General features: G+C 46.5%; 20 protein-coding genes, 1 pseudogene and 1 CRISPR repeat array (1 of these 22 cut by a window edge). Of the genes and pseudogenes, 2 read left to right on the top strand and 19 right to left on the bottom strand.

Annotated elements, in window-relative coordinates; all coding sequences use genetic code 11:
* Positions 1-28: 28 nt before the first annotated feature.
* The 16 genes from BLS69_RS33005 to BLS69_RS23920 form a co-directional block, all read right to left on the bottom strand.
* Positions 29-331, bottom strand: coding sequence for a SpvB/TcaC N-terminal domain-containing protein (locus BLS69_RS33005; RefSeq protein WP_371129095.1), 303 nt, complete (start codon positions 329-331; stop codon positions 29-31).
* Between the two features lie 335 nt (positions 332-666).
* Complete coding sequence (locus BLS69_RS23990) at positions 667-1,011, bottom strand: DUF3221 domain-containing protein (protein ID WP_176872985.1); 345 nt, start codon at positions 1,009-1,011, stop codon at positions 667-669.
* A gap of 32 nt (positions 1,012-1,043) precedes the next feature.
* A complete protein-coding gene (locus tag BLS69_RS23985) occupies positions 1,044-2,315 on the bottom strand; it encodes a chymotrypsin family serine protease (protein ID WP_091037264.1) in 1,272 nt (423 codons plus the stop codon).
* A 494-nt stretch (positions 2,316-2,809) separates the two neighbouring features.
* A complete protein-coding gene (ggt, locus tag BLS69_RS23980; RefSeq protein WP_091037261.1) occupies positions 2,810-4,390 on the bottom strand; it encodes a gamma-glutamyltransferase in 1,581 nt (526 codons plus the stop codon).
* Positions 4,391-4,447: 57 nt separating this feature from the next.
* Entirely contained in the window at positions 4,448-5,776 is a 1,329-nt protein-coding gene (locus BLS69_RS23975) for an amidohydrolase family protein (RefSeq protein WP_091037260.1), read from the bottom strand.
* Positions 5,773-6,213 carry a cupin domain-containing protein gene (locus BLS69_RS23970; RefSeq protein ID WP_091037257.1) on the bottom strand — a complete coding sequence of 147 codons (441 nt, stop codon included), beginning with the start codon at positions 6,211-6,213 and terminating at the stop codon, positions 5,773-5,775. Before BLS69_RS23970 ends, BLS69_RS23975 begins: the two co-directional genes overlap by 4 nt.
* Positions 6,214-6,259: 46 nt before the next feature.
* Positions 6,260-7,942 carry a CocE/NonD family hydrolase gene (locus BLS69_RS23965; RefSeq protein ID WP_091037254.1) on the bottom strand — a complete coding sequence of 561 codons (1,683 nt, stop codon included), beginning with the start codon at positions 7,940-7,942 and terminating at the stop codon, positions 6,260-6,262.
* Between the two features lie 96 nt (positions 7,943-8,038).
* Positions 8,039-9,373, bottom strand: coding sequence for an FAD-binding oxidoreductase (locus tag BLS69_RS23960; protein WP_091037252.1), 1,335 nt, complete (start codon positions 9,371-9,373; stop codon positions 8,039-8,041).
* Positions 9,374-9,421: 48 nt separating this feature from the next.
* Positions 9,422-10,438 (bottom strand): ABC transporter substrate-binding protein, encoded by a 1,017-nt coding sequence (locus tag BLS69_RS23955; protein ID WP_091037249.1) that lies wholly within the window; start codon positions 10,436-10,438, stop codon positions 9,422-9,424.
* Positions 10,439-10,482: 44 nt separating this feature from the next.
* Positions 10,483-11,340: a fumarylacetoacetate hydrolase family protein gene (locus BLS69_RS23950; RefSeq protein WP_091037248.1), complete on the bottom strand. Its 858-nt coding sequence runs from the start codon at positions 11,338-11,340 to the stop codon at positions 10,483-10,485.
* Entirely contained in the window at positions 11,337-12,179 is an 843-nt protein-coding gene (locus tag BLS69_RS23945) for a creatininase family protein (RefSeq protein WP_091037246.1), read from the bottom strand. Before BLS69_RS23945 ends, BLS69_RS23950 begins: the two co-directional genes overlap by 4 nt.
* Positions 12,180-12,251: 72 nt before the next feature.
* Positions 12,252-13,439, bottom strand: coding sequence for an amidase (locus BLS69_RS23940; protein WP_091037243.1), 1,188 nt, complete (start codon positions 13,437-13,439; stop codon positions 12,252-12,254).
* 21 nt (positions 13,440-13,460) lie between these two features.
* Positions 13,461-14,273, bottom strand: coding sequence for a cysteine hydrolase family protein (locus tag BLS69_RS23935; RefSeq protein ID WP_091037240.1), 813 nt, complete (start codon positions 14,271-14,273; stop codon positions 13,461-13,463).
* Between the two features lie 63 nt (positions 14,274-14,336).
* The gene (locus BLS69_RS23930; protein ID WP_091037236.1) at positions 14,337-15,365 is read right to left on the bottom strand and encodes an ABC transporter substrate-binding protein; all 1,029 of its coding nucleotides are present in this window, start codon (positions 15,363-15,365) and stop codon (positions 14,337-14,339) included.
* Positions 15,366-15,391: 26 nt separating this feature from the next.
* Positions 15,392-16,270, bottom strand: a complete 879-nt coding sequence (locus tag BLS69_RS23925) for an ABC transporter permease (protein ID WP_091037235.1) — start codon at positions 16,268-16,270, stop codon at positions 15,392-15,394.
* A 30-nt stretch (positions 16,271-16,300) separates the two neighbouring features.
* Positions 16,301-17,098 (bottom strand): ABC transporter ATP-binding protein, encoded by a 798-nt coding sequence (locus BLS69_RS23920; RefSeq protein WP_091037233.1) that lies wholly within the window; start codon positions 17,096-17,098, stop codon positions 16,301-16,303.
* A gap of 272 nt (positions 17,099-17,370) precedes the next feature.
* On the opposite strand from BLS69_RS23920, the gene BLS69_RS23915 reads away from it, so the two are divergent.
* A complete protein-coding gene (locus BLS69_RS23915; protein WP_176872983.1) occupies positions 17,371-18,969 on the top strand; it encodes a PucR family transcriptional regulator in 1,599 nt (532 codons plus the stop codon).
* Between the two features lie 1,129 nt (positions 18,970-20,098).
* Positions 20,099-20,536 carry a hypothetical protein gene (locus BLS69_RS23905; RefSeq protein WP_091037227.1) on the top strand — a complete coding sequence of 146 codons (438 nt, stop codon included), beginning with the start codon at positions 20,099-20,101 and terminating at the stop codon, positions 20,534-20,536.
* Positions 20,537-20,644: 108 nt separating this feature from the next.
* Here the strand turns inward: BLS69_RS23905 and BLS69_RS23900 are convergent, their stop codons facing one another.
* The 3 genes and pseudogenes from BLS69_RS23900 to BLS69_RS23890 form a co-directional block, all read right to left on the bottom strand.
* Positions 20,645-21,115 (bottom strand): AbrB/MazE/SpoVT family DNA-binding domain-containing protein, encoded by a 471-nt coding sequence (locus tag BLS69_RS23900; protein WP_091037226.1) that lies wholly within the window; start codon positions 21,113-21,115, stop codon positions 20,645-20,647.
* A gap of 1,524 nt (positions 21,116-22,639) precedes the next feature.
* Positions 22,640-23,462: pseudogene (locus BLS69_RS23895) on the bottom strand (Rpn family recombination-promoting nuclease/putative transposase).
* Positions 23,438-23,701: a hypothetical protein gene (locus BLS69_RS23890; protein ID WP_256332409.1), complete on the bottom strand. Its 264-nt coding sequence runs from the start codon at positions 23,699-23,701 to the stop codon at positions 23,438-23,440. Before BLS69_RS23890 ends, BLS69_RS23895 begins: the two are co-directional and overlap by 25 nt.
* Before the next feature lie 136 nt (positions 23,702-23,837).
* Positions 23,838-24,047: a CRISPR direct-repeat array (repeat unit 33 nt; unit sequence ATTTCAATCCACGCACTCCATACAGAGTGCGAC) (it continues 567 nt past the right edge of the window).

Raw genomic sequence — 24,047 nt, 5'->3', positions numbered from 1 at the left:
ATCTCCATTCATTCATAGTATATCACGCTTAAAGGTTCTTAGACACACACCAGACAGACCACCCTTTACGTCTTTTTCTCCATTCTTTCTCCTCTTTGGGTGTTGCCTCTCCGCCATGAGCAGAATTAACAAATATTCTGACCCGGGGGAGTCTTTTTATCGAACAAACGCTAATATTGACATTATCGAACGTATTTTCCGGAAGCCATTCATATATCTTTGCAGCGCCCGCAGGATCGGAACTTCTGGAGGATGCACTCCAGCCGAACACCGTGGAATTGTCTCGTGTCACAGCCCGCCATTCTTTTCCTTCGTCGCAAGTTCTGTGCACTTTCAATCTGGGCGTTTGCCCTCAATACTGGGGCGGTAGTATCGGATCATAAAGGAGCCATCGGGAGAAAGTTCTCTTTGTATATGACGATGAGTGGCTTCAGCTCACGGTGCTTCTGGTATTGATGAGAAAAGTTTATTCAAGCTCTGTTCTTGGCGATAGTATTCCATTGGGCATTAGTTTTGGGATTCTCTATCTCTTTGGAATTGTCTTCTAAGAAAACCCCTGATCAATTACTTGTTCTTGGCTCGGAACTCAGCTTGGAATAAAAATTTGGTTCTTAAAACAAAAAAGCCGCTAAGTAGCGACTTTGATATTAATTACCTTAACCTTTATTATTCAATAATGACTTTTTCAGCTATAGCTTGTGGAGGTGATGACTGGGCTATAAGATTTTTTATCCATACTTCAGCTTTTTTATTTTTTATTGAACTAGCAAATTTAGACTCGGCTGCCCCACCGATAACTATTTCACTATCCTCATCTTTACTTATCCAAATTTGTTTCATTGCAGGATCATCTGGGTTACCTTGTTCAATCAATATTTGATTATCTTTTTCATTAACTTCTATAATTGTACCGCTGATGTCCGCATCTGATTGAGTTTGTTCATTTTGAGAACTACAGCCGACGGCTAGTAGTAACAAAACGAGTGTGAGTCCACTCACTAGTTTAGCCATGATTATCACCTTCCACTTGCAATATAAAATCATCAATAGGAGGAATCGGTGTAGACTCCCGAGAGACCTAGCGAACTAATTGTATAACTATATTTTGAAAAAGCTTGCCATGTATCTATTCCACCTTGTCTAACTATACCAGTGTGGGTACCTTCAATTCTTGCATAGTTTCGTACACCATTATTGACGACATTGTATACTAATCCTCCACTATCTCCTAGCTGTGTACCACTAAGTCCAGTAATGATCATATCAGTCGGTCCACCATTAATATCATAACTAGTGTCAACAATCTCAGCTAGAGGATAACTACTTCCATTCAAATTGTACCCGTGTACTCTTACCTTATCTCCAACCTGACGATATAGGCCAGAGTAATCCGTTGTCCCTATCGTTAAAGAATTACCATTTAAATTATGGCTCGGATTTACAGATGAGTTGTATACTATATAACCTGCATCGAACTTAGACGTATCCGAAAATACAGCATTGTTCATTGTACCAATCGGGCTAGAACCGTCAGATAAGTCATACCAAGTTCCATTCTCACAATGCCCCGCAGTAACACCGACGTTGTTACCATTGGCACGACCGTTGAAACCTAAACTACATGCCGGGGAAGTAATAGCAGTTCCTCGTTCAATTTTTTCTCCGGGAAACAAGTTATACGCTTGTGTTTGAAGGCTCAACTCGCCTATTACCCATCTCACCATATCTTCATCGATATAGTTTAGTATCTCTTCCTTAGCATTATCGTACTGCTCTTGTGAGATGTACACATTAACTTTGTTCAACTTAGGATTTATACCAACCGCTTCTAACCCTAACTCTTTCATTTTTCCAGATAATGATTCTTTTGCTTTAGTCAGTTCTTCTAAAGAATATTTTACAATTAAATATTCAATATTTTGAGGAAAAACACTCGTGCTCATTACTGAACTTTTTAATTCGTTTGGTAACTCAGTAACAAGTATGACATTCTTACCGTTTTCATCGGTGTATGCACCAGTATAAATATCGCTATGGTTGCTCATTAACTCTAGTTGTACGTTACCTCGATCTATCAATATATTTGTGTTAAGTAGACTGGCTTCAGGATATTGTTCCGTGACTGCCTCTGCCTCAGTTTCTAATGACTTCGTGAAACTAGTAGCGGTAGGTATCTCCCATTTATGACCTGGATCATTGCTTTGCACTCTAATGTTATCGTTTGATATGGACTCCGCCGCTTGACCTGTACTAATAAAAATACTTAACGATATCATTAGCAAGGTTACTATCAGTGATAAAATGCGCTTGTTCATAAACTATCTCCTCTCATAAGGTATATAAAATAAAACGCAATTTTCAGTAAAATGTTGCATTTATTTTTATATTTTTACTCAAATTGGTTCATCTAATCGAGAATGGGAACATGTTCTTGTTCATTTCGGCAATCGGTACAAGTTCTTGTCCTTGGCTCGGGACAAGAACTTGTACCGATAACATAAAAAAGCCGCTAAAATAGCGACTTCAATAGGAATATGTTCTTGTCCCTCGTCATGTTTGCATCAAAACCAAGATTCGGAAACATCAACACCAAGATGTCCCAAATTACTGAGAGTTACGGCAACGGTTGATAATTGATACAAAATAATCCCGCTGCCCAGATTAATAGCGCAGTTTATACCCGGAATTTGTTCGGCTGGAAACCGGTGGGAGAATCCGTCCAATACTAGATTTATCATAACATCTAATAAAAAGCGACATGATATTTCCGTTTAATATATGACTGTTAAGGCTACGCCTCGGTTCTGGTTTACCATCCAATAGCCGCACCATCGCAGCGGGGGTCTGTGCCCCCGAGCAGGAAGCCATTTTCATCGATCATAATGGCATGCGCATGTCCCATGACTCTAGCAAAATCTTCAACTGTGTGTACCTCGTGTCCGGCTAGCCTTAAACGCTGCTGCACTTCTGCCGCAATTCGGCCTTCCACTCTTAATTCTTGCGTTGCCTCTCCCCATGTTCTTCCCCACACCCAGCGGGGTTCACGCACAGCGGTCTGGGGAGTCATACCATAATCGACCATGCGGGTCAGCAGCGCGGTCTGTGTTTGGGGCTGACCTTCTCCTCCCTGGGTACCGTACAAAATATACGGCTTCCCATCGCGGCACGCCATCGCTGGCATCAGGGTATGAAAAGTTCTTTTGTCTGGTTCAAGCCTGTTCACATTCGACGGCTCAAGAGAAAAGAACGAGCCCCGGTTCTGCAGCAAAATACCGGTGTCTCCCCCAACCACGGCCGAGCCGAACTCAAAATAGAGGCTTTGGATAAATGAAACGGCATTGCCCTCACTGTCTACTACCGCTGCATATGCTGTATCATGGCCTACCGGTTGAGTATCCATCGGCAGGGCTCGCTCCATATCGATGCAGGCCGCCAGCTTCGCGGCATAGGATTTGGACAGCAGCCGGTCCAGAGGAATGGAGAAAAATTGTGGGTCTGTCAAATAACGATCGCGGTCACGGAAGCTCTGCTTCAGCGCCTCCACAAGCAGGTGATAGTACTCATAGGAACCATGCTCTATACTCTCCAAATCAAACTGTTCTAGAATATGAAGCGCCATTATACCAGTAAAGCCCTGTGAGTTCGGAGGGACCTGATAAAGATCAAGTCCTCGGTAACTCCCTTTGACCGGTTCCACCCATTCACCTCTGTGTCTCGCAAAGTCCTCTAGTGTCAGCAGACCGCCCTGCTCCTTAAGGGAGCGAACAATCTCCTGACCAACACTGCCAGAATAAAATACGTCTCGGCCCTGGTCCGCAACCTGCAGCAGGCTGCTTCCCAAAGCAGACTGCACAAAGCGGCTGCCCTGCTCCGGGACTTTCCCCCCAGGCAGATAGATGGCGGCTGTCTGTGGATAAGCTGCCAGCACATCGAAGCGCTCGGCCGTATTGACATGCTGGTCCGGCGACAGCGGGAAGCCTTCCAGCGCATAACGGATCGCGGGCTCAAGCACTTCTGCCAGCGTCTTCGAGCCATATTCCTGCAATATGGCATCCCAACCGTCCACCATACCCGGCACGGTAATGACGCTTCGGGGTCCCCGCTGTGGGATGGCTGATTCGCCCGCAAAGCAGGCGGTAGTAACCCGGCTGCCCGAACGTCCACTCGCGTTATATGCCCTGACTTTTCTCTCTCCGGTGTTATAGGTCAGCCAGAAGGAATCGCCTCCCAGTCCTGTCATATGTGGGTATACGACGGCAAGACAAGCGCTCACCGCCACGGCGGCATCAAAGGCGTTACCTCCTTGCTGCAAAATACGCGCTCCTGCCGCGCTGGCCAAAGAGTGAGGACTGACTACCATGTTCTGTGTGCCTGTGACTTGTGCAACCATCTTGCCACCCTCTTTCTCTTCTGTGTTCAACTGACGGTAATTCCTTTTTGTTGCCAATCATGTTATCAAATCAGACGCAAACGTCTGGGCTGTATGCAAAGCAGACTGCCATCTGCCGGAGGCATACACCCAGCGACTCATTTTTGTACCAGATAGCAGCTGCGTGATATCCGAAGCATCCGTTACGACAAAGTTGCAGTCATGCCCTTCTTCTATTCCGTACCGGTCGCAGCCTGTGATCTCAGCAGGTGTATCCGTGATCATCCGCAGCAGCTGTACTAAATCCTGTTCACTGCCCATATGGGCCGCATACGATGTGATTTGGGCGATCTGTATCAGATCCCCGCGGCCGAACGGATGGAACGGGTCTTGAATATTGTCGGAGGCCGCTGCAAGTGGAATACCTTCTGCAAGCAGCTCGCGAATGCGTGTTGTGCCCCGTCTTACCAGGCCGCGATCTTCCCGTCCCTGAAGATACAGGTTCACTGCAGGCAGCGTTACCGCGTTCAGACCAGCTTCCTTCATCTTCGCCATCACATGCTGTGCATCTTTTTCCGTCATTGCAGACAACGAGCACAGATGGTCTGCCGTCACTTTGCCCTGATAACCGTAGCGAATCGTATGCTCTGCTATGCTCAGCACGGTTTTTTTTCCGGGATTATCACTTTCATCTGCATGCAGATCAATGGGTACGCCGAAACGTTCCGCTAACCGAAAAATCCTGCCTATCTCCCGTTCAGGGTCGTCTGCCAGATGAGGGGCTCCACCCAGTACATCAATTCCCATCCGCAGTGCTTCCTCGATTGCCTCATCCGCAGCTTCATGATTGCCGCGGAACGGAACCATTAGCGCATATTGGATAGCCATACTGCCCATCAACTTCTCCCGTACTTCCAAGGCTGCCTCAATCGTCCGAAAGGCCACCTCTCTCCCCAAATGAACAGGGAAGTCAAGGTGGCTCCTTATGGTCGTGGTCCCGTAGCTCAGTGCCATTCTGGCGGCCGTCAGCATGCGTTCCGCCAACTGCTCCTTGCTGAATGTCTGTACAGCCTGGCTGTAATTAAGAATGGCTTCATGAAGTGTGCCGGATCGGTTCGACACCTGCTCAAGCGAAAAAGCTTTATCCAGATGCATATGACAGTCAACCAGGCCAGGAAGCATCATCCCGCCCTGCAGATCGATGCAATCCGCGTCTGCCAACCGTTTCAGATCCGATCCAGCCTGGTGCGGGACCATCAGACGGGAAGCACCGCTTTCCCGTGTATCAAGGAAACGATCCTGCCGACGGACACTAACCCATTTTCCAACCTCCGCCTTTAGTTCATAAAGACAGAGGTCTTCCCGATGCGGAAGACGCACATTAATGAAATGCAGCCCTGCACTCATTGCGCGGTAGCCAGCGCCTGAAGCACGGCCAGATCCTCCTCGTCAAGCTCGGTGGCCGGACCCGCTTTGATCATATCCGAGAACATTTCGTCCGGTACCATTGTCGTCAAACAATACAGACGCGTGCTGCCAGTGTTAATAATGTCGTGATGGTTGCCCGGCGGAATAATAATAAATGAGCCTTGACGGATCGGAGTCTCATATTCGTTGCCAACTTTGGCAATCCCCTCCCCTTTTAGCACATAAAAATATTCATAAGCCTCCCGGTGTTCATTGGATGGAGTTCTGCCTCCAACCTCGAAGATCTCCACAAATGAAGTGAAAGGAACCTGCTCCCTGTCGCACAGTAAAATGAACTTGTTCGTATCCTGTGCGGAAATTTTGTGGACGGGACAATTCTCAAAGTTACCAGCAACCAGACCTGGAATGTTCACCATATACATTCAACCTCACTTTGATTGATTTTAATGTATGCTTCGCTTTTCATCTTTTCAACGGCAGCTTCAAACAGGATATGTCCTGTTTGAAGCTGCGAACAGCCGTGGTGGCAATCTTCAACCCACCTGTTCCCGTGCTGTTCCTCTCATCCCAGACACCGTTCGGATGCCGAGCGAATAACGGGAAGGCGCTGCCTGTCAACTCAAGCCGGACATACGAGCCAGCCGGCAGGGTAGCAGCCAAGGGACGCAGCCGAATCCTTGCCGTTCTCCATTCATTGGAGGCATCTGCTCCTTCACTGCAGATTTCCGTGCGACCCACACTCAGTAGCCGGGCCGTTCCATTCTCAGATACGGTCGTCAGGACTGCTACCAGATCCGTCGGACCTCCCAATGTTTGGTACTGCACGGACAACTCCGGGGATCCAAAAATCGGGATATTCTCTGGAATCGGTCCTCCCGTATATACCAGAATCTCTTGCCGTTCCTGAATGGCAGTTCGGTCGGATGGCAAGTAAGAGTCCAAACGCATCGGCAGACGCGAGTCGTATACGAATACATCCGGAACAGCCTCCTCCACGTCTTCCTTATGCTTTTCGAGTCTTCCGCCTCCTGCTGCACCGTTCGCCGGGGTCTGTGACCCCGACAGATAAAAAGATTCGGACGGAGAGGACCCATCCTCAAATACAGAAGGTAGCTGTTCCGCTGTATGCCATTCATGACTCAATTGGTCAAAATATCGGATCGGCAATTCACCAGGCAATTCCATGTCTTCCTTGCCCTTCAGCCAATAATCAAACCAGCGCAGCTGCTCCAGATGATGACCACCATCCGCTTGCTCTCCATGGTCGATTCCGCCCGCTCTGCGTCCCCATGGAATGTGAGCCCACGGGCCGACAATGAGCCGTTGAAAACAATCCGAAGTGGCCGTAGCTTGTAGAGCCTCGAACGACTGTAACGTGCCCATTAGGAAGGCGTCATACCAGCCACCAATATGCAACGCCGGCACCGGTTCCCGGGCGATCTCGTCGATCCAGTTCATCCGCTCCCAGTACTCATCGTACGCTTGATGATCGGTCCAATCATAAAATGCGGGAAAGTATTGCTCCAGAATCGGATGTCTTTCATTCAATGGCATTTTCCAAAGCATCTCCTCGGGGCTGCGTATGAGTCGTGAGCATTGCTCTGCCGTTTCGAAGTCACCCGCTCTTTGTGCCGTGTCACGAGCCAGTTGGAAAGCCCAGGGCAGATGGTTGCCAAGTGCGAAGGAGCCATGCGGATAAAATAAGCCGTGGTACATATCTGCCGGACACATGCTCGGTGCAATCGCCTTGAGCGCAGGGGGGTTGAGGGAAGCTGCTGCCCATTGTGTTAGGCCTTGATAAGAGAAACCGTACATGCCTACGTTCCCGGTCGAGCCGGACAGACCGGCTGCCCATTCAATGGTATCAAATCCGTCCTCAGCTTCTTGAACAAACGGATTAAATTCGCCTTCCGACTCCCCCCTCCCTCTGACATCCTGGATTACCACGATATATCCCTTACTTGCATACCAGACGGGGTGGGCATGCGTAACGGTAGAAGCAATCGACCGTCCGTAGGGCTGGCGCATCAGCAGCACAGGATATTCTCCTGTCTCGTCCGGCAGGTATATATCTGAATACAACGTTATGCCGTCGCGCATCGTGCAAGGGACCTTGCGGCGGATGACTACATTTCCAAATTTCATGCAACTCGCTCCTTTGCTGTAGATACGGATTGACTATTAAAATCCGCATGGCACGTTAACTGCTGCAGGTTGCGCCATTCTTCCATCACCCGTTGATTAGACACCGCTAACAGCCGAACGCTTTAATTTCTCCTGATTCAAAATTCCCTTCGGGTCATTGCGATGTTTGATTTCCCACAAACGATCATGGGCGTAAGATCGCCCGCCCTCCTTCAAATCCCATGTATGCGGATTGTTGACTATAACGCGGTTTTTCTCGTAACATTCCATCAGCTGATTCAGGTTTTCCTCCGTTGTGAAGGGAACCAGCGGCAGGCCGGAGATCAGCAAATTCCCGTTTTGCCGGGCAAACTCGATATGATTCATCACTTCCGGATATTCCTTTTTCACAGAGGAGATTTGCTCAAGGGCACTGGATGGTTCAAAATTTAGCTGCAGGTAAGTCAAGCCAGGATCTGCCTTGCGCGCCCACAAAGTTGTATGATTCCATGTGAAATCGGAGACACCTACACCTTTGTGATACTGTTCGGCAGCGACCTTCATAGCCAAGTGACCTTTATACTTCGATAGGATACGTTCAAGCTGGGATTCGTTGGCCGTATCCACTTCCAGTAATGCGACAGCATGGTCAGCGGGGAGATCAAGCGGGAGAAAATAGGATGGTACCGGCCATTCATGGATGGAAATTAGCCGTTTCATCAAGGAAGTGTCCTCAGCTACCGACTGCCCGAAGCGAAAAGCCTGTTCAAAACTGTCAAAGGTCACTGCCCATTGCATCCATTCCACTCGGGGAGCCAGATTGATTTCCACTTCGGACAAAATGCCGATTGTACCGTAAGTATGCAGGTAAGGCAGCACTTCGTCTCCCTGGAGCTCAATGGTACGGGGATGAACCTCAACGGTCTTGATTTTTAGTGAACGTACCAACCCATCCCAGATCGTCCCCCAGCTGATCGAACCGATGCCGCCAAAACCGCCGCATAAAAAACCGCCGATCGTCGCGGATTGAAAGGTGGAAGGCATCGTACGCAGCTCGTAACCTGCCTTGCGGGCAGTGGATTCCATTTTGCCGAGTCTGGCACCGGCCTGGATCCGCATAGTGCCTTCTCCCATTTCGAGCACCTTATTGTATTTGGCCAGATTCAGGACGATTCCGCCTGTGACCGGAACGCATTGGCCATAGTTGCCGGTGCCGTTCCCCCTGATGGTCAGCGGAACTCCCAGCTCTGCTGCTATGGAGAGCAGATCGTCAAGTTCTTCCTCGGTGCGCGGACTGGCGATGCACTCGGCGACCTTACCCTGCAGCTGACTGGCCAGCACAGGAGAGAAGTGATGATAATCCATCGAATATTTGGCAAGGGCTGCCTCCTCCCACTGCAGTAATTCCGGATCCATGCGTTCTTTCAATACGGCTATCCAATGTTCATTCATTCGGTTCCCCTCCCGTATGTTGTAAAACTGATTTCCTAAAGGAATCTCTTAGGAACTCGGCAAGAACTCATCCGTAAATACTTTGCTGACATCAGGCTCCTCTTTCAAGGCCCCAATCTCCTTTAGCTGCTTTCCGAGCTCCGTCCAGCGTTCCTCTGTCATGTATCCAACACCATGTGTCGCCGCATCACCTTCATATACAAACGGGATAAGCGCTTCTGCGGCATAGTTCAGCTTTTCTTTCGTAAAATCAGGGTTTTCCTTTAAAATGACGTCATTCACGGTATCATAATTGGTCTTGTAATAATCCCAGCCCTTCATCGAAGCCTCGACATAACCACGCACAATATCAGGATGATCCTGCATGTACTGCTCCGTGGTGAACAGCACATTGGAATACGGGTTATAACCGGCATCTGCCAGTAGCAGGAAATTAATGTCTACATTCTGCTGCTTCATCTCGTACGGCTCACTGGTTACATATCCCTGAATCGCAACCGTTTCATCGGCTACAAAAGGAGCCAAAGAACCGGTATAAGCCAATTCCTTCACGTTACCCAATTGGTATTTACTCTTCACAAAATCCCAAAACACCGAGCCTGTCCCCACGTATACGGAGCGGTTGTTCAAATCGGCCAGGGAGGACATGTTCTGATTGGCATGAACCATAAGTCCCTGCGGGCTTTTCTGGAATATTGTCGCAATCGCTACAAGAGGGATTCCTTCTTCACGAGCGACCAGCAATTGATCCGCTGTTGCCAGTCCGAACTGCGCCTTACCTGAAGCCACGATCTGTGTTGGAGACACCTGCGGCCCACCAGCCTGGATGGTCATATCGAGACCAGCCTCATTGTAGTATCCTTGTTCCTTTGCCGCATACAGACCCCCGTGCTCTGCTTGTGCAAACCAGTTCGTCACCTGTGTAATTGCCGTGAGTTCCTCGCTTCCCCCTGTAGCAGAGGCTTTCTCAGCCGTTGGCTGATTCCCGCAAGCCGCTAGCAATGTGGATAAGGAAAATATTGCTGCGAGTAAAACTGCAATTCCCTTTTGTCTGTACTTGTTCATCTCATTACCACTCCCCAAGGAAAATTACTGATGATTTATACGACTTACCCTACCGGATTTCGAAGCGTCATAAAGCCACTGATTCTACACTCGGCGACATCTCCTTGCTGAATCCGGACGGACCCGGGTGTGCCTGTCATGATCACATCTCCCGGATAGAGAGTCATCATCTGTGAAAAATACGAGACAATGAACCATGGATGATACATCATGTGAGACACCGTATTGCTATGAATAACCTCATCATTCAACACAGTTTCAACAACGAGGCTCTGCAGATCACTTATTTCATCAGGTGTTATTAGTTGTGGTCCAAGACTGAAAAATGTATCGAATACCTTGGATCGCTGCAGGAATCTGGGGTTCCGTGCGTGAATGTCCTGGTTAGTCATATCCAGCGTTACGGCAAAACCTGCAATGACCTCCTGCGCACGTTCTTCCGGCACATTTTTGCAGGTTCGGCCGATGATAATGGCAAGCTCTGCTTCTGATGTCACATTCACATCCTGAGCCGTCAGCTGGATATACTCTTCCGGCCCGATCAGGCTTGAGTCCGGCTTCATGAAGCAGACTGGCTCACGCTCTGGAGGAGTAGATGCGAGATCGATCGCTTTTTGCACATAATTCATGCCAATTCCCCATATTTTACGAGGGTGGCGGAAGAGAGGAGCGGATATGGCTCCTTCTGAAGGTATGAAAGGTATTGATGAAACTGCTCTATCCCCGTGCTTCTGATACCACTGGATTAGCTCCTCTAGCTGGCCTTGCTGCAAAATCTCCATAACGGAGGTGCTCCAAGTGCTTCCTTCCGCCCTGTTGATCTCCTCTAGAAGAAAGAATCGTTCCGCATGTTCAATCGCGGCCTGTTCACCATCGCCGTGTTTCAGACTGACGAGCTTCACGGGGTGCTTCCTGCTGGCTGTTGAACCGGTTCAGTCCCGCGGACATCGGTGATTTCAAAATCACACAGTTCCTCCAGCGCCTCTGACAAAATCGTTGAGATTCTATCCTGAATAATGCTGCCTTTCTCAGGCGTGGCCGTCGTAGCATCACCAGCAATGCCGGTAGCGGAGATATCAGCCATCTTCCAGGCGAAACGAATTTTCCCTTCTAATGTAAGAAAGCGGTAAGAGGACATATCAGGAAGCTCTTTGACGAGGAACTCCTTGTTCACCCATTCCGGTTTAATGGACATCACGAGAGAGGTTTCATAATCGCCACCATGAATACCGTATTCCAGCTCCTCGGAAGACAGGAGATCCTCTGCCACATTCAGACTGCTGGGACTGAGATAGAAAACCATCATCCCCGTTCTGATCCGTATTTCTCGTGATACCGTATTTAGCAAATCCGCGTTGCCGCCATGGGTGTTAAACAACAGTAACTTGCGAAAACCACTAGCCTTCAGACTTTCTGCAATGTCCAGCATGATGGCATGCAGTGTGCTCGCAGATAAGGAAATCGTGCCCGGAAGTCCGATATGTTCATTGCTTTTGCCATACGAAACCGGAGGCAGCAGCCAGATCTCCTTATCCGCCCGCACCCGCTCCAGCGTTTGTGATAATGTCGCTTCCCCAATCAAAGTGTCCGTATATACGGGCAGATGGGGGCCATGCTGCTCCACAGCTCCGACTGGGAGAATAACCAGCGCCTTATCCTTCGGCAGTTCTTTGACCTGTTTGCTTGTCAGACGGGGCAAAAATCGTTCCTCCCACGCTGTTCCTTCATATCGTTGAAACATAACTGACACCCTTTCTCCTGAGGCTTTATTGTTTTTACACGTTGCTTCATGTCCATATATCGAATGATGCTCTTATCCTTTTACTTCTGAATTTACTGCTGAAAAAAAGGATGTGGCCCATTCCAGCAAACGTTGATCCTGTCCCAGACCGGCAATGATCGAAATACCGACCGGGCCGCCCAGTACCTCCGCAGCGGGAATTGTAAGCTGCGGCAGACCCGACAAGCCGGAAATGCAGGTTAAACGCATCGTTTTCACTCTTCGTTCTTCAATTAAAGGCCCGCCCAACCCTAACTTCGGGGCCGCTCCAGTCGTCGTAGGAATCACAAGCACCGTATCCGTTCTGAGCAGGTCAGCCATGTGCTTGCACACCTCAATCCGGCTTTTTGCTGCCTTCTCCTGATCATCACGTTCAACGGTGGATGCCCAGGAGAATCGCCCGGCCGTATCTGGTCCGAAGGTCGGCTGCTCACGTTCAATCCACGCCCCGTGCTCCTGCCATATTTCATAACCCTGGATCGTCCTGAACATGGTCATCCATTCAGGTAGACCCTGCGGGGCGATCCGAACAGTTTCATGACTCGCAACCATGCCGCACAGCAACTTTAGGTAAGGGGTAAGCGCCTCTTTGCTCTCAGTGTCAGCAAGCTCCCACGCATCCTCACCGATGAGCACCCGGCTGAAGCCTGTACCCGAGTCTGTCTGCGGCAAAAGCACTTCTCCTACCCGGCACAGCGTCTCGAGATCACGTGCCATCCAGCCGACGGTGTCGAAGCTGGGAGCGAGTGGGATAACGCCTTTCGCGGAGACAATGCCATGCGATGGACGCATTCCATAAATTCCACAGTACGAAGATGGAACACGGACCGATCCTCCCGTATCCGTTCCAAGGGAGAAGTCAGCAAGCCCAGCGGCGACAGCAACCGCCGATCCGCTCGATGAACCGCCAGGGATGCGATCGGGAGCCCTTGGATTCACTGGTGTTCCATAATGAACATTTTCACCATTCAAGCTGAACATCAGCTCATCCGTATGCGTCATCCCCGTTAGTCGAGCTCCTTGCTGTAATAGCAGGTTGAGCGTTTCCGCGTGTTCCATCGCCGGCCCATGCGTCTGGAGCCAACACGGATTACCGGCGCCATTTGTATTGCCACAGACGGCAAACACATCCTTGACCATAAAGCTGAGTCCGTTCAGCCTACCCTGACCTGTCGGTTCAACGATCACTTGGTTGACGATGGCGTTCCATTGGTCCTTCATTGCTTCATCCCATCCTTCCGCTCAGCCTTCTAACGATGCCAGCTCTTCTGAGGTATTTCTCTCTATAGGAGTCGCTGCCCCGCTCAGCTCTTGTACCAACCAGGTGGAATCCGTAACGAAGCCATAACATTGCTTGATATTGTACAATGTCGCTTCTATGCAGAAATCCGGGGAGCTTGTTGCCGAGCAATCCTCCAGAAGTATGCCGTCATATCCGAGACAAGCCGCGTCCTGCAGAGTATGCATGACACACTGATCGAGATTTACTCCGGCAAACAACACCGTTTGAATATTAAGATTGCGTAGAATACTGTCCAGTGGTGTATCCCAAAACCCGCTCATGCGATATTTATCCACATAGATATCGTCGGGGGACGAATCCAGACCATCGACAATTGCCGTTCCCCAACTGCCTTTCTCCAGCACCTTGGAGCCGTTCCCCGGCAGCGGGTCCCCGATGCCGTTGCCCCGCCCATCCGAATTGTATACATGAAGCACGGATGGCGGCACGTTCATTCGGTCTTCCCGATTGCCCCAGTTCACCCATATCACAGGCACTCCCGCTTTGCGCAGCTCGGGCATCAGTCGGTTCAGCCGGCTGACCGGGTTAAGGAGCGGAGAGGTATCGACCCCAATGGAATCCAGCCATCCACCCGGTGTACAGAAATCATTCTGCATATCGATGACAATAACTGCCGTATGCTCGAGATCGAATATGATTTCCTGCGGCTGTGCAGGGAGGGTTACTGACTTGCCGTACTTTTGCGTTCGCCTTAGATCCACCAGCGTTTCGGACACTTGCCAATAGCTCTTTCGATTTCCAAGTTTGAACATATTAAGTCCCCTCATTTTTTCTGAAATTTCTGATTTGAAGCTTCAAATACTTTTGGTTCAGGTTTATCGCTTCATCAGATACTCCGTTGTAAACGCCTGGGTAACATCTAGTGATTTCGTTAATCCTCCGCCCTTGATCATCTGATCCTGCAGGGTGCTCCAGCGTTCCTTTGTCATGTAACCAATACCATTTGCTTCGGAATCTTTGTTAAGAATAAAGGGTTTTTCCTGCACTGCCTCATAATTCATTGCTTCTACCGTCATATCGGGATTGTAGGTTTGGATAAACGGGTTTACCTTTTCATAGTTGTCTAGATAATAGCTCCAACCTTTCTGACTTGCCTGCACCACAGCTTTAACAACATCAGGGTGCTCTTTAAGGTAATCTTCCGTCGTAAAAAGAACGTCTGCATAGTTCGCATAACCGGAATCGGCGATTTTCAGATAGTCCACCTCAACCCCCTGCTGAGAAAGTGCGTAAGGCTCATTCGTGATGTAACCCTGATTGAGCGAACTGGGGTCATTGATAAAATTGACCAGCTGCCCGTTATACTTCATTTCTTTTACATCTGTCAGATTGTATTGGCTCTTGATATATTCCCAGTAAGGCACCGCTGTGCCGATGTATACGGTTTTGCCGTTCAGGTCTGTGAAATCCTGAATGTTCTCCCCCTTGTGGTACATCAGAACCTGCGGTGTGCTTTGAAAGCCAGCAAGGATACCTACAACAGGGATTCCCTGTTCCCGCGCCTTCAAAATTTCATCCGCATAAGAGATACCGAATTCAGCTTTGCCTGCAGCGACAAGCTGCATGGTTGACACCTCGGGGCCTCCAGGCTGAATCGTCATGTTGATCCCTTTGTCCTTATAATAGTTCTGCTGCAATGCCGCAAAATAGCCTCCATCTTCCCCTTTGGCGTACCAGCCCTCGATCAGTTTCACCTGCTTCAAATCTGTTCCAGCTTCCCCTCTCGCCGGGGCGGCGGATTCTACAGCGGAGGAATTGGAGCATGCGCTCAGAAGCAGTAGGACCAAAGAAGCAGCCGACAGCAGCCATTTCTTGTAACGAAAGTTCATATGATGTTTGGACATGTTGGATCTCTCCCCCGGGTCTGGTATCATTTCATTGCTGATTCATGCCAGGACTTCAAAAGTTTGTTCGACACCATGTTGATGATTAGGAAAAATGCGATTCCTAGGGCAGATGCCGCTAAACCGCAGGCGAACAGATAAGGCGTTTGCAGGCGGGTTGCCGCAACGGTAATCCCGTAACCGAGTCCGCCTTGTCCGCCACCAATGCCTGCAATGTATTCACCCACGATCGCTCCAACAACCGAACTGGAGCATGAAATTTTCAGTCCTGCCATAATGTATGGAAGTGCCGCTGGAAATCTCAGCCTCCAAATGGTTTGCAGCTTGCTTGCATTATACAAATAGAATAAATTCTTCATGTTCTGATCCGTTGAATTCAATCCGATCAGCGTATTCGATAAAATCGGGAAAAAGCTGATTAAGAATGAGATGATCACAATGGCATTTATTCCAGCTCCGAACCAGATCACTATGATTGGCGCTACCGCAACGACCGGAATAGTCTGTAGGATAATAGCGTAGGGATATACGCTTTTTTCCACTGTTTTGGACAGGGCCAGTAGAATGGCCAATGAAATACCGAGCACTACACTGATCGTAAAACCGATCAACGCCTCAACAATGGTTGTGCTTACCGACGTAATCAGATTCGCGCTGTTCTCAGCAGCGGCTGCGGCAATATCGGATGGCTTGGGCAAGATATATGGGGGCATTCCGAGTATCCGCACGATTAATTCCCATCCACCGATAAACAGGACAAACACGACTATTGGCGGCAGAATTTTTTTCAGCAGTCCAATGACTGGGCTCTCTTCTGCCGGATGATGGCTGCGGGCATTGTCCTTCCCAGAAGCTCGGATACCTGGTGTCGTTTCAACGGCTGGATTAGCTACCATCTCTTCCATGTTGCTTCCCTCTCCTCTCATTTCTGGCTATCAATGATTCAGTACATTGGACACGCTGCGTACATATTCACCGAATTCAGGTTGGGTCCGGAATTCATCATCCCTCGGATAGGCAAACGGAATATCAATGAAATCCGAAATTTTACCGGGGCGAGGTGTCATCACCACGACTTTTGTTGATAGAAACACACTTTCGAACACGTTATGCGTAATGAACAGAACCGACATCTTCTTGTCCTGTTCCCAAATATTTAGCAGTTCATTCTGCAGCGTCTGCCTGGTAATTTCATCAAGGGCGCCAAACGGTTCGTCCATTAACAGCAACTTGGGACGAGATATCAACGCTCGTGCAATAGATACTCTCATCTTCATTCCGCCTGACAACTCACGGGGCAGCACCTTCATATAATCCTTCAGGCCTACCAACTCTAAAACCCGCTCCCCTTCGGTAATCCGCTCCTTTTTGGATACGCCACGCAAAGTAAGAGGCATGGTGACATTATCAATCAGCTTGGCCCACGGGAGCAGGGTATGCTCCTGAAATACAAAGGCAATTTCATTCTGTTTACGTGCTTCCTTTGGAGAAGTACCCAGCACGGTCAGATGACCGGAGGTCGGTTCCGTCAAACCGGCAATCATATTGAAAATGGTAGATTTCCCGCAACCGGAAGGACCGACAAAACATAGAAATTCTCCTTCCCCCACATGCAGACTCGCATGCTGCACAGCTACAGTGCCATTGGGGTAGATTTTGCCGACATCATCGATTACAAGCATGGAACGACTGTCCTTTTGGGCCGCTGCCTGTTGATTTTGGGTGAGCTGCATCTGAATCCCCTCTTCTCTTTGAAGTTGTGTCCTATCATATAGCCAAAAAATATGCGCGTAAATATTCATAACACAATTTTGGTTTTTTTCTAACAGCATACGCTTTACGTTGGTTCAAAAACAGAAAATCCTATGTTTTGTGTTAACTTATATGACATATATATAACAAAAGGGATTGCGGAAATTCGACAAGACCCTATATAATTGCTTAAAAAGTTACGTGATGTCCGGTACCTGATTCAGATATGTATCGTTTAGGAGGATGGATTGACATGCAATTAACGATAGAAGATGCGTTGGCGGTGTACCCGTTATCGGAAGGGAAGTTGGCAGCCGGTAAAAAAGGAATTTCTCGAACGATTAGCTCCATCAATTTGATGGATGCGCCGGATGTGATCAACTGGATGAAAGAAGGGGAACTCTTGTTGACTACAGCGTATGCGATTAGAGATTCACCCGAGGAATTTGTTAATTTGCTGCAAAAGCTGAATGAACGTGGGGCCTCCGGACTTGGCATCAAGCTTGGTCGATACTGGGCGGAAATACCAGAGATAGCCCTGCTTGAAGCTGATCGGCTGGGCTTGCCCCTAATTGAGCTGCCTTTCCAATTCACCTTCTCCGAGCAGATTACCGCTCTCTACCAATCCGAGTTTCAACGCGATACCCGCCGGCTGAATGAATTGCTTGAAACGCAGAAGAAGCTGGTTGATTTTGCGATGCAGGCGGATGAGTACACCAATTATTTTCAAAGTATCACAAGCATTTTAGGGGTTCCTTTAGCCATCGTTACCTCTGAAGGACAGACCTTGTATAATATGACCCGCTGTTCCGATATGGAGCTGTTGAGCGATTGGCCCTGGAATCATGACAATCGGTTTTACAAGTCGGCGAGCAACCTGTTGTATCGGGTACCCCTGCTGAAAAACGGAAAGTCATACGGTTACTTGCTGATACAAACTGAAAATCTGCTGGAAGCACATGAAATGGAAGGCATTTTTCACCAAGCTGCCGTGATTCTTTCCTATCATCTGGAGGTCATCCAGAATCAGGAGGCTACTGCAGCAGGCAGTCGTCTTGGCACGGTCATGGAACGTTACTTAAAGGGGAACGCCTCTTTGAAAACGGTGCTCGAATTTGCCGAAGCATTGGGAAGCACATTTTGGAGCACACCCTACGTATGCATGGTATCTTCCACAAGAGCGGATGCTTGGGACCATGAAAGTCAAAGGCGAAAACTGAGGGAGATTCAGAATAAGCTTCAGGATCATCCCAAAACGTCCTCCTTGGAATCCCATCACTTTTATGTGATGAATCGCATATATTCACTCTTCCCCCTTCTAGATGAAGAGGCCAAAGATCGAAGGAAGTATGAGAATTCGGTACGTTTGTATGCGGATTTGATGCATTCATGGGACCACGGAACAAGGACATGTTTTATCAGTAAAGTGAGAACAGGCATGGAGGAGTTCACGGACGGCTTCCGGGAGTGCGGGGAGGCTGAGAGAATCAGTACAGAGCTTGGTTTAAGCGAACCGGTTGTCATGTTTGCTGACCTGGAGTTTATTTATCTCTTCAAGCATATTCCACAGGAGGTTATGGTCAGGTTTTGCTCTTATTTATTTCGTCCACTGCTGGACAAAGAAGAGGAATACACCAGCGAGATGATGCACACACTTGAAGCCTATTTCGCCAACAACGGCCAAGTGAATGAAACTGCACGTGAGTTATATATCCATCGCAACACAGTACTGTACAGGCTGGAGAAAATTTCGGGGCTGCTGAATCTGGATTTGAAGAATACCGATCATCTGCTGCTCTTAAAGCTGGGACTTATGTTTAGGCATTTAATGTCTCCCGAGAGACAAATTTAAAAAAGGCCTAGGGTATACCTAGGAGCCTCGATTCCTGGTAACCGGTCAGAGCTCCCTGCGAATTGGCCTGGTTGAAAAAGTTTGGGTCAATTTCGAATGAGCAACCATTATTCAGATTGAACAAAAATGCTCAAACAAGTTATCTTTCAGTCGAATTATCATCCAAATGTAACTATTTACTTAATTCCAAATGTTTTTAAACGGCAAAGTCTTATATTAATGTGCTTTTTCCCGCCACACCCCGGGGTTAACAATCACATGGTGAACCCTGAGGACCTTAACATTAGTTCTGTCATGATAATATTTAGATAACAATCTAATCCGCAATGACACAATGTTCTTGTCCTTTTCGGCAAAGGAACCAAGTTCTTGTCCTTGGACACCTGGTATAGAGTTTGGCTCATCTTACCAGAACCTTCTGATCATGCTTTATATCTAGCCTCCGCCATGCAACAAGCATTCTACGATGAGGGTATGAGCCTCAGTGATCCAAAAACGTACCATACAATTGCCCTGGCTAACAAAATTGATCCAATCGCAGTCCTGGAACTTTTGGATATCAATCAGCAATGACTGCAGGTCGCGCAGACTTCGCCAAAGTAAATCATTTCGAGGTAAACAGCTTCCCTACCCTACTTCTCCGTAATGGGAATGAATTAATTTCACTAGGGGGCCTTTGGAATCGAGGAACTTGAACAACGCATAGCCCACGCAAATGTAGTACTAAACACCGCAACAGATCATTGTTCACTGGATAATAAAAATGGCTGTTAAAGTCAGCTGATAAAAAAAGCCCTGAATCTGCATTGGGGACTGCACCCCAATTGTTAGACATACTCTAACCTTTGGGGGGTCACTTCATTTAAAACAAAATATTCAATGCTGCTAAATGCAGTGTTCTCATCAAAACTGTAATTTACTTTTCGTCTCATCATATAACACTTGCTTTTTTATAACTGCTCGGATCAACCTCCGATGCAAATCCAGAGACTAGACCTTAATGGCTCTCCAGCACGCATCCTTGAAATCGGCATCAGCGTGCCGCATCTGGATGAGTCCTACGTCTATCAAAAGTGGAAGTCTATTGTTTCTGATTTAGATCCCCTTCTCGGAGAGGAGGTGAGAATCAATGGATAACATCGGTGTAGCACTGGGTGAAGGTAGAGCCCTTTCAATTCCGACTTTGCTTGTACTGTTGATGATTACATTTGGGATATTTGGTATGTGCAAATTTGTCCCTGTAACTGGAGCTTTTGCTTCGAATAACACTACGGATAGAATTAAACCTAATACAATAGACTCAAGATTAACAATCGAACCAGGATCTGATGAAGTAACCATAATGAGTGCGGAATGGTTAGTCACCCAACAAGCCAATATAAGAAAAACCGCATCGCCTAACGGAGAACATGTATTAGCTATATATCCTTATCAAAAGGTTAAGCTAATAAGTGGTCGTGATTATACCGTTGTGAACGGAGTAACGTGGGTTTATGTTACAATTACAAATCTACCTATAAATTATAGCGGATATATACTTCTCTCTGCTCTAACTGAAATTGGCTAAGGATAATGAAAAGAAGTATTTTCAAATATGAAGATGCACATATCTATAAATCAAAAAAGATCCACTCGCTAAAATTTGCGAGTGGATCTTTTTCTTAGTTAAAGTAGTTCACTGTTGTATTGATTTTGATTTTACTTCTTTCAATAACTGACTTACCCTACCCTGTGATAGAGCTAACAGTGTAGAGAGTTCTTTCTGAGTAGCTTTGGGATTCTCATTGAGTAAAATTAGTAAACGTTCCATAGAGGTTGCTTTTCTTCTTTCTTGTTTAACTTCTGTTTGAGTATCCTGATTAAGTATGTAAGCATGAGTACCCGTTTGCTTTAATCCTTCATTTGAGAATGATAACGAACAAGAATGGCAAATCAGTCTATCTCTAAATAGAAATAGATTATCCAGCGAACCACAAAAAATGCATAAACGGTCTTGATACTTTCTTAACACAATCGTTCCTCTAGTGTTGTCTATGAAGAATTCAACAGGATCTTTTTCTTCTAATTCCATTGTATCTCTCAGTTCTTTCGGGAGCACAATTCGTCCCAAATTGTCCAACTTTCTGACGATCCCTGTGCTTTTCATCAACATTTCCCCCTTCTCTATTATATCAAAATACCATTAAATCCCTTAGATATATATATTTGTATTAAAATAGTTAAAGATATAATATTGTGCGGGAGTGATTCAGAAACAACAGGTAATTCAAGTACCAATGAGATGTCTAAATATAATTTTGGTTCTTAAAGCAAAGACATTTTGCTTAAAAAACCAAACTTGAACTTGTTATAATTCACAAAACAGAAGTATATTCTACTCGAACGGAGTCTGCACATTAGGGGGGAATAGCTTCTCTTCTTCATCTTAAGTTTTGGATATTGAAAGTTTTTTCAATGCAGCTTTGTTCGTTTGAAAGGAAACGATGATGTTCTAGAGTGAAGAAGATAATGTTAAATGAATAGCTGTAGAAAGCATTACGGGGCATCTCGAATTAAACATCCAACCATTCTGCTAAAATTAAGCAATACTTAACTGCTGAGCTTCCATCTTCGAATTAGATGAAGAAAGAATATAAAAAGTGTAAATTTAAATCCTTGTAATTTAAAAATTCAGCAAGGATTATGTTTTGAAAATATCATGTTGAATGGAATTAGGCGAAACCCTGGCTCATGATACTTAATTATCATTAACAACATTGAATACAACCGATGATCGTAGTTAACTATAAAATGAACATGCCTGAAATCTTACGTTAAAATGATTGGGTATGTGAGATCTAAGATGTCAAAAAAACACATCATGTGCCGGTTAAGACAATACGAAGTATTTTGGCGCAAGTCTCAGTAATATTGTTTAACCTTTGAATAGCACCGTCTCAGGGTGACGATCCAGTAAATTATTTCAATCAGTTAAACTATACTGTTATTCCTCTCATTGTAACAAACGATTGAAGAACTCCCCTCTCCATCGTGTACGGATTAATTGCAACTTTTTAGGCTTGTATATTTCATCCCTCCTCAATTTTACTTGAAGATGATATCTACAGGGTTCTATACCGCGCTTTTGAACAGTTGCTATGTAAAAACGATAAAAGCTATACACCAAAGATGTACAGCTTAGTGAAGGTAAGCTTTATTATTAACTGTTTGTCTGCTTCTCTTAGGTCTTTCTTTGCCCACCATCTAGTTAACAGTTGTGTAGCCAATCCTGAGACTACATGTACTCCTACGCCAATCAGTGCTGCTACAGACTCTTCCATGGAACCTGCTATTTTGAGTCAACCGCTTTACTAGTCCAACTATTGTTCAGTCATGGTGTACTCTACTTCCTAAAGATTTACTGGAGTTGCCCCAAGCTCATCAGGGCAATTTGTGTTTCCTGAGATACACCAAATTCGAGCCAAATATTCATATCATGAATTTCATCCAACAGATCTACTCGACCTATCTCAGTTAAGTGAAATCGTAAAATGATCTCCTCAGAGAGAAGAGTGAACAAAACTGGTGATGAAATCATATCATATGCAGTTTGTTTTTTGTTTACTTGCTAACTCAAGTCTCTACTTCACAAAACAAAAAGCCGCTAAGTTAGCGGCTTATAAAAAAGGGCTTATCTTTTCAATTGAATAATTTCCTGTTCAGTCAGCCCAGTTGCCTTAGCGATCGTTGATATATCCAAATTCAAATCCAACATATTTTTGGCTACTTCTGTGATACCCGATTTGATACCCGCTTTTCGAGCTCCTTCTAGCATCGACGCTTCATCATGCAAATATTTCTGACGCGCTTCATACAAGCGACGCGCTTCGGAATCCTGGCTCAAAAATTGCAAGGTATCCATAGCCTTCTCTAATCCTGGTTCATTCATCTTCAGCACCTCCCAATGCGTAGTATCCACACCCTTCAGAAACAACAACCAGTTCTCAAGACCACCTTGTGAAGGAATAATGTCATCTAACTTAGGTAATTCCAGAAAATGAATCTCAATATCATCAATTAGGGTTAAACCTGTCCGGTCTTCTCGAAGATGAAAAGTACTATGGTAATTATCATTGCCTAAAAAAGCATAGTTCAGGATATTAATTGTGACGCATTTTTTCAACTCCTGATACTTCTCTCCCTCATGAAGTTGACTGGAATAGGTTTACTCCAGTAAAACAACGTTCTTTTCTCAATGTCGTACTTATTAAATAGCTGCATTTCAATATCAATCAGTTTCCCCTCTGAGGTTTAGCATAAACATCAAAGATCGATTGCTTATCGAGCGGGTCATCTTTGTCCGTGTATGGATTCATGAGGGTGATTTCTGTAAGTGGTGGATCTCCCGCTTCAGTAAGGACTCGATTCAGAAATGCCAGTAATACGTCTTTATTATTCTCACTGCCAAAGATACGTTTGAAGACAAAATCTACTCTGGGATCAAGCAAATCCATAACAGCATCTCCATTCTATATCCACTTCCATTATACCAAAAATTAAAGCGTTCAAGGCAAATTTCATGGAGGCATCGACCTATTGATGCCTGGCCAGCATAAGGTTTGTATTCACCAATTGTGTTTAAGGGAACATTTACAGTAGCCATAGTCCTTTTCTTTTGTTCATCATTAACGTGCGTATAAATCATGGTTGTTTCAATCGAAGAATGCCCCATTAGTTCCTTCACAAACTTCAATGGGACTATGTTCTTATCACGAGACAAGAATATTTTTTGTTCTATTGAAATTGCGAAAGCTCTTAATATTTACACTTACACTTGAGGAGGACTAGTCATGACTCATCGCCTTGTTATTTGTTGTCCTGACTGCATCAATTCGATCCGCGCACTCCATATGGAGTGCGACAAGATTAGAGACTGCACCATCGAATACGTGGGCGAATTTCAATCCACGCACTCCATACAGAGTGCGACCCCGGTGTGGTTAACGCGGGTATCATGGACAACCTATTTCAATCCACGCACTCCATACAGAGTGCGACTTACGGGAGAGGGAGTACCACCGATGACGACACGAATTTCA

Source organism: Paenibacillus sp. CF095, assembly GCF_900101225.1.
GTDB lineage: Bacteria > Bacillota > Bacilli > Paenibacillales > Paenibacillaceae > Paenibacillus.
Note: the sequence above shows the minus strand (reverse complement) of the source record. Positions and strands in the feature narration are given on the sequence as shown.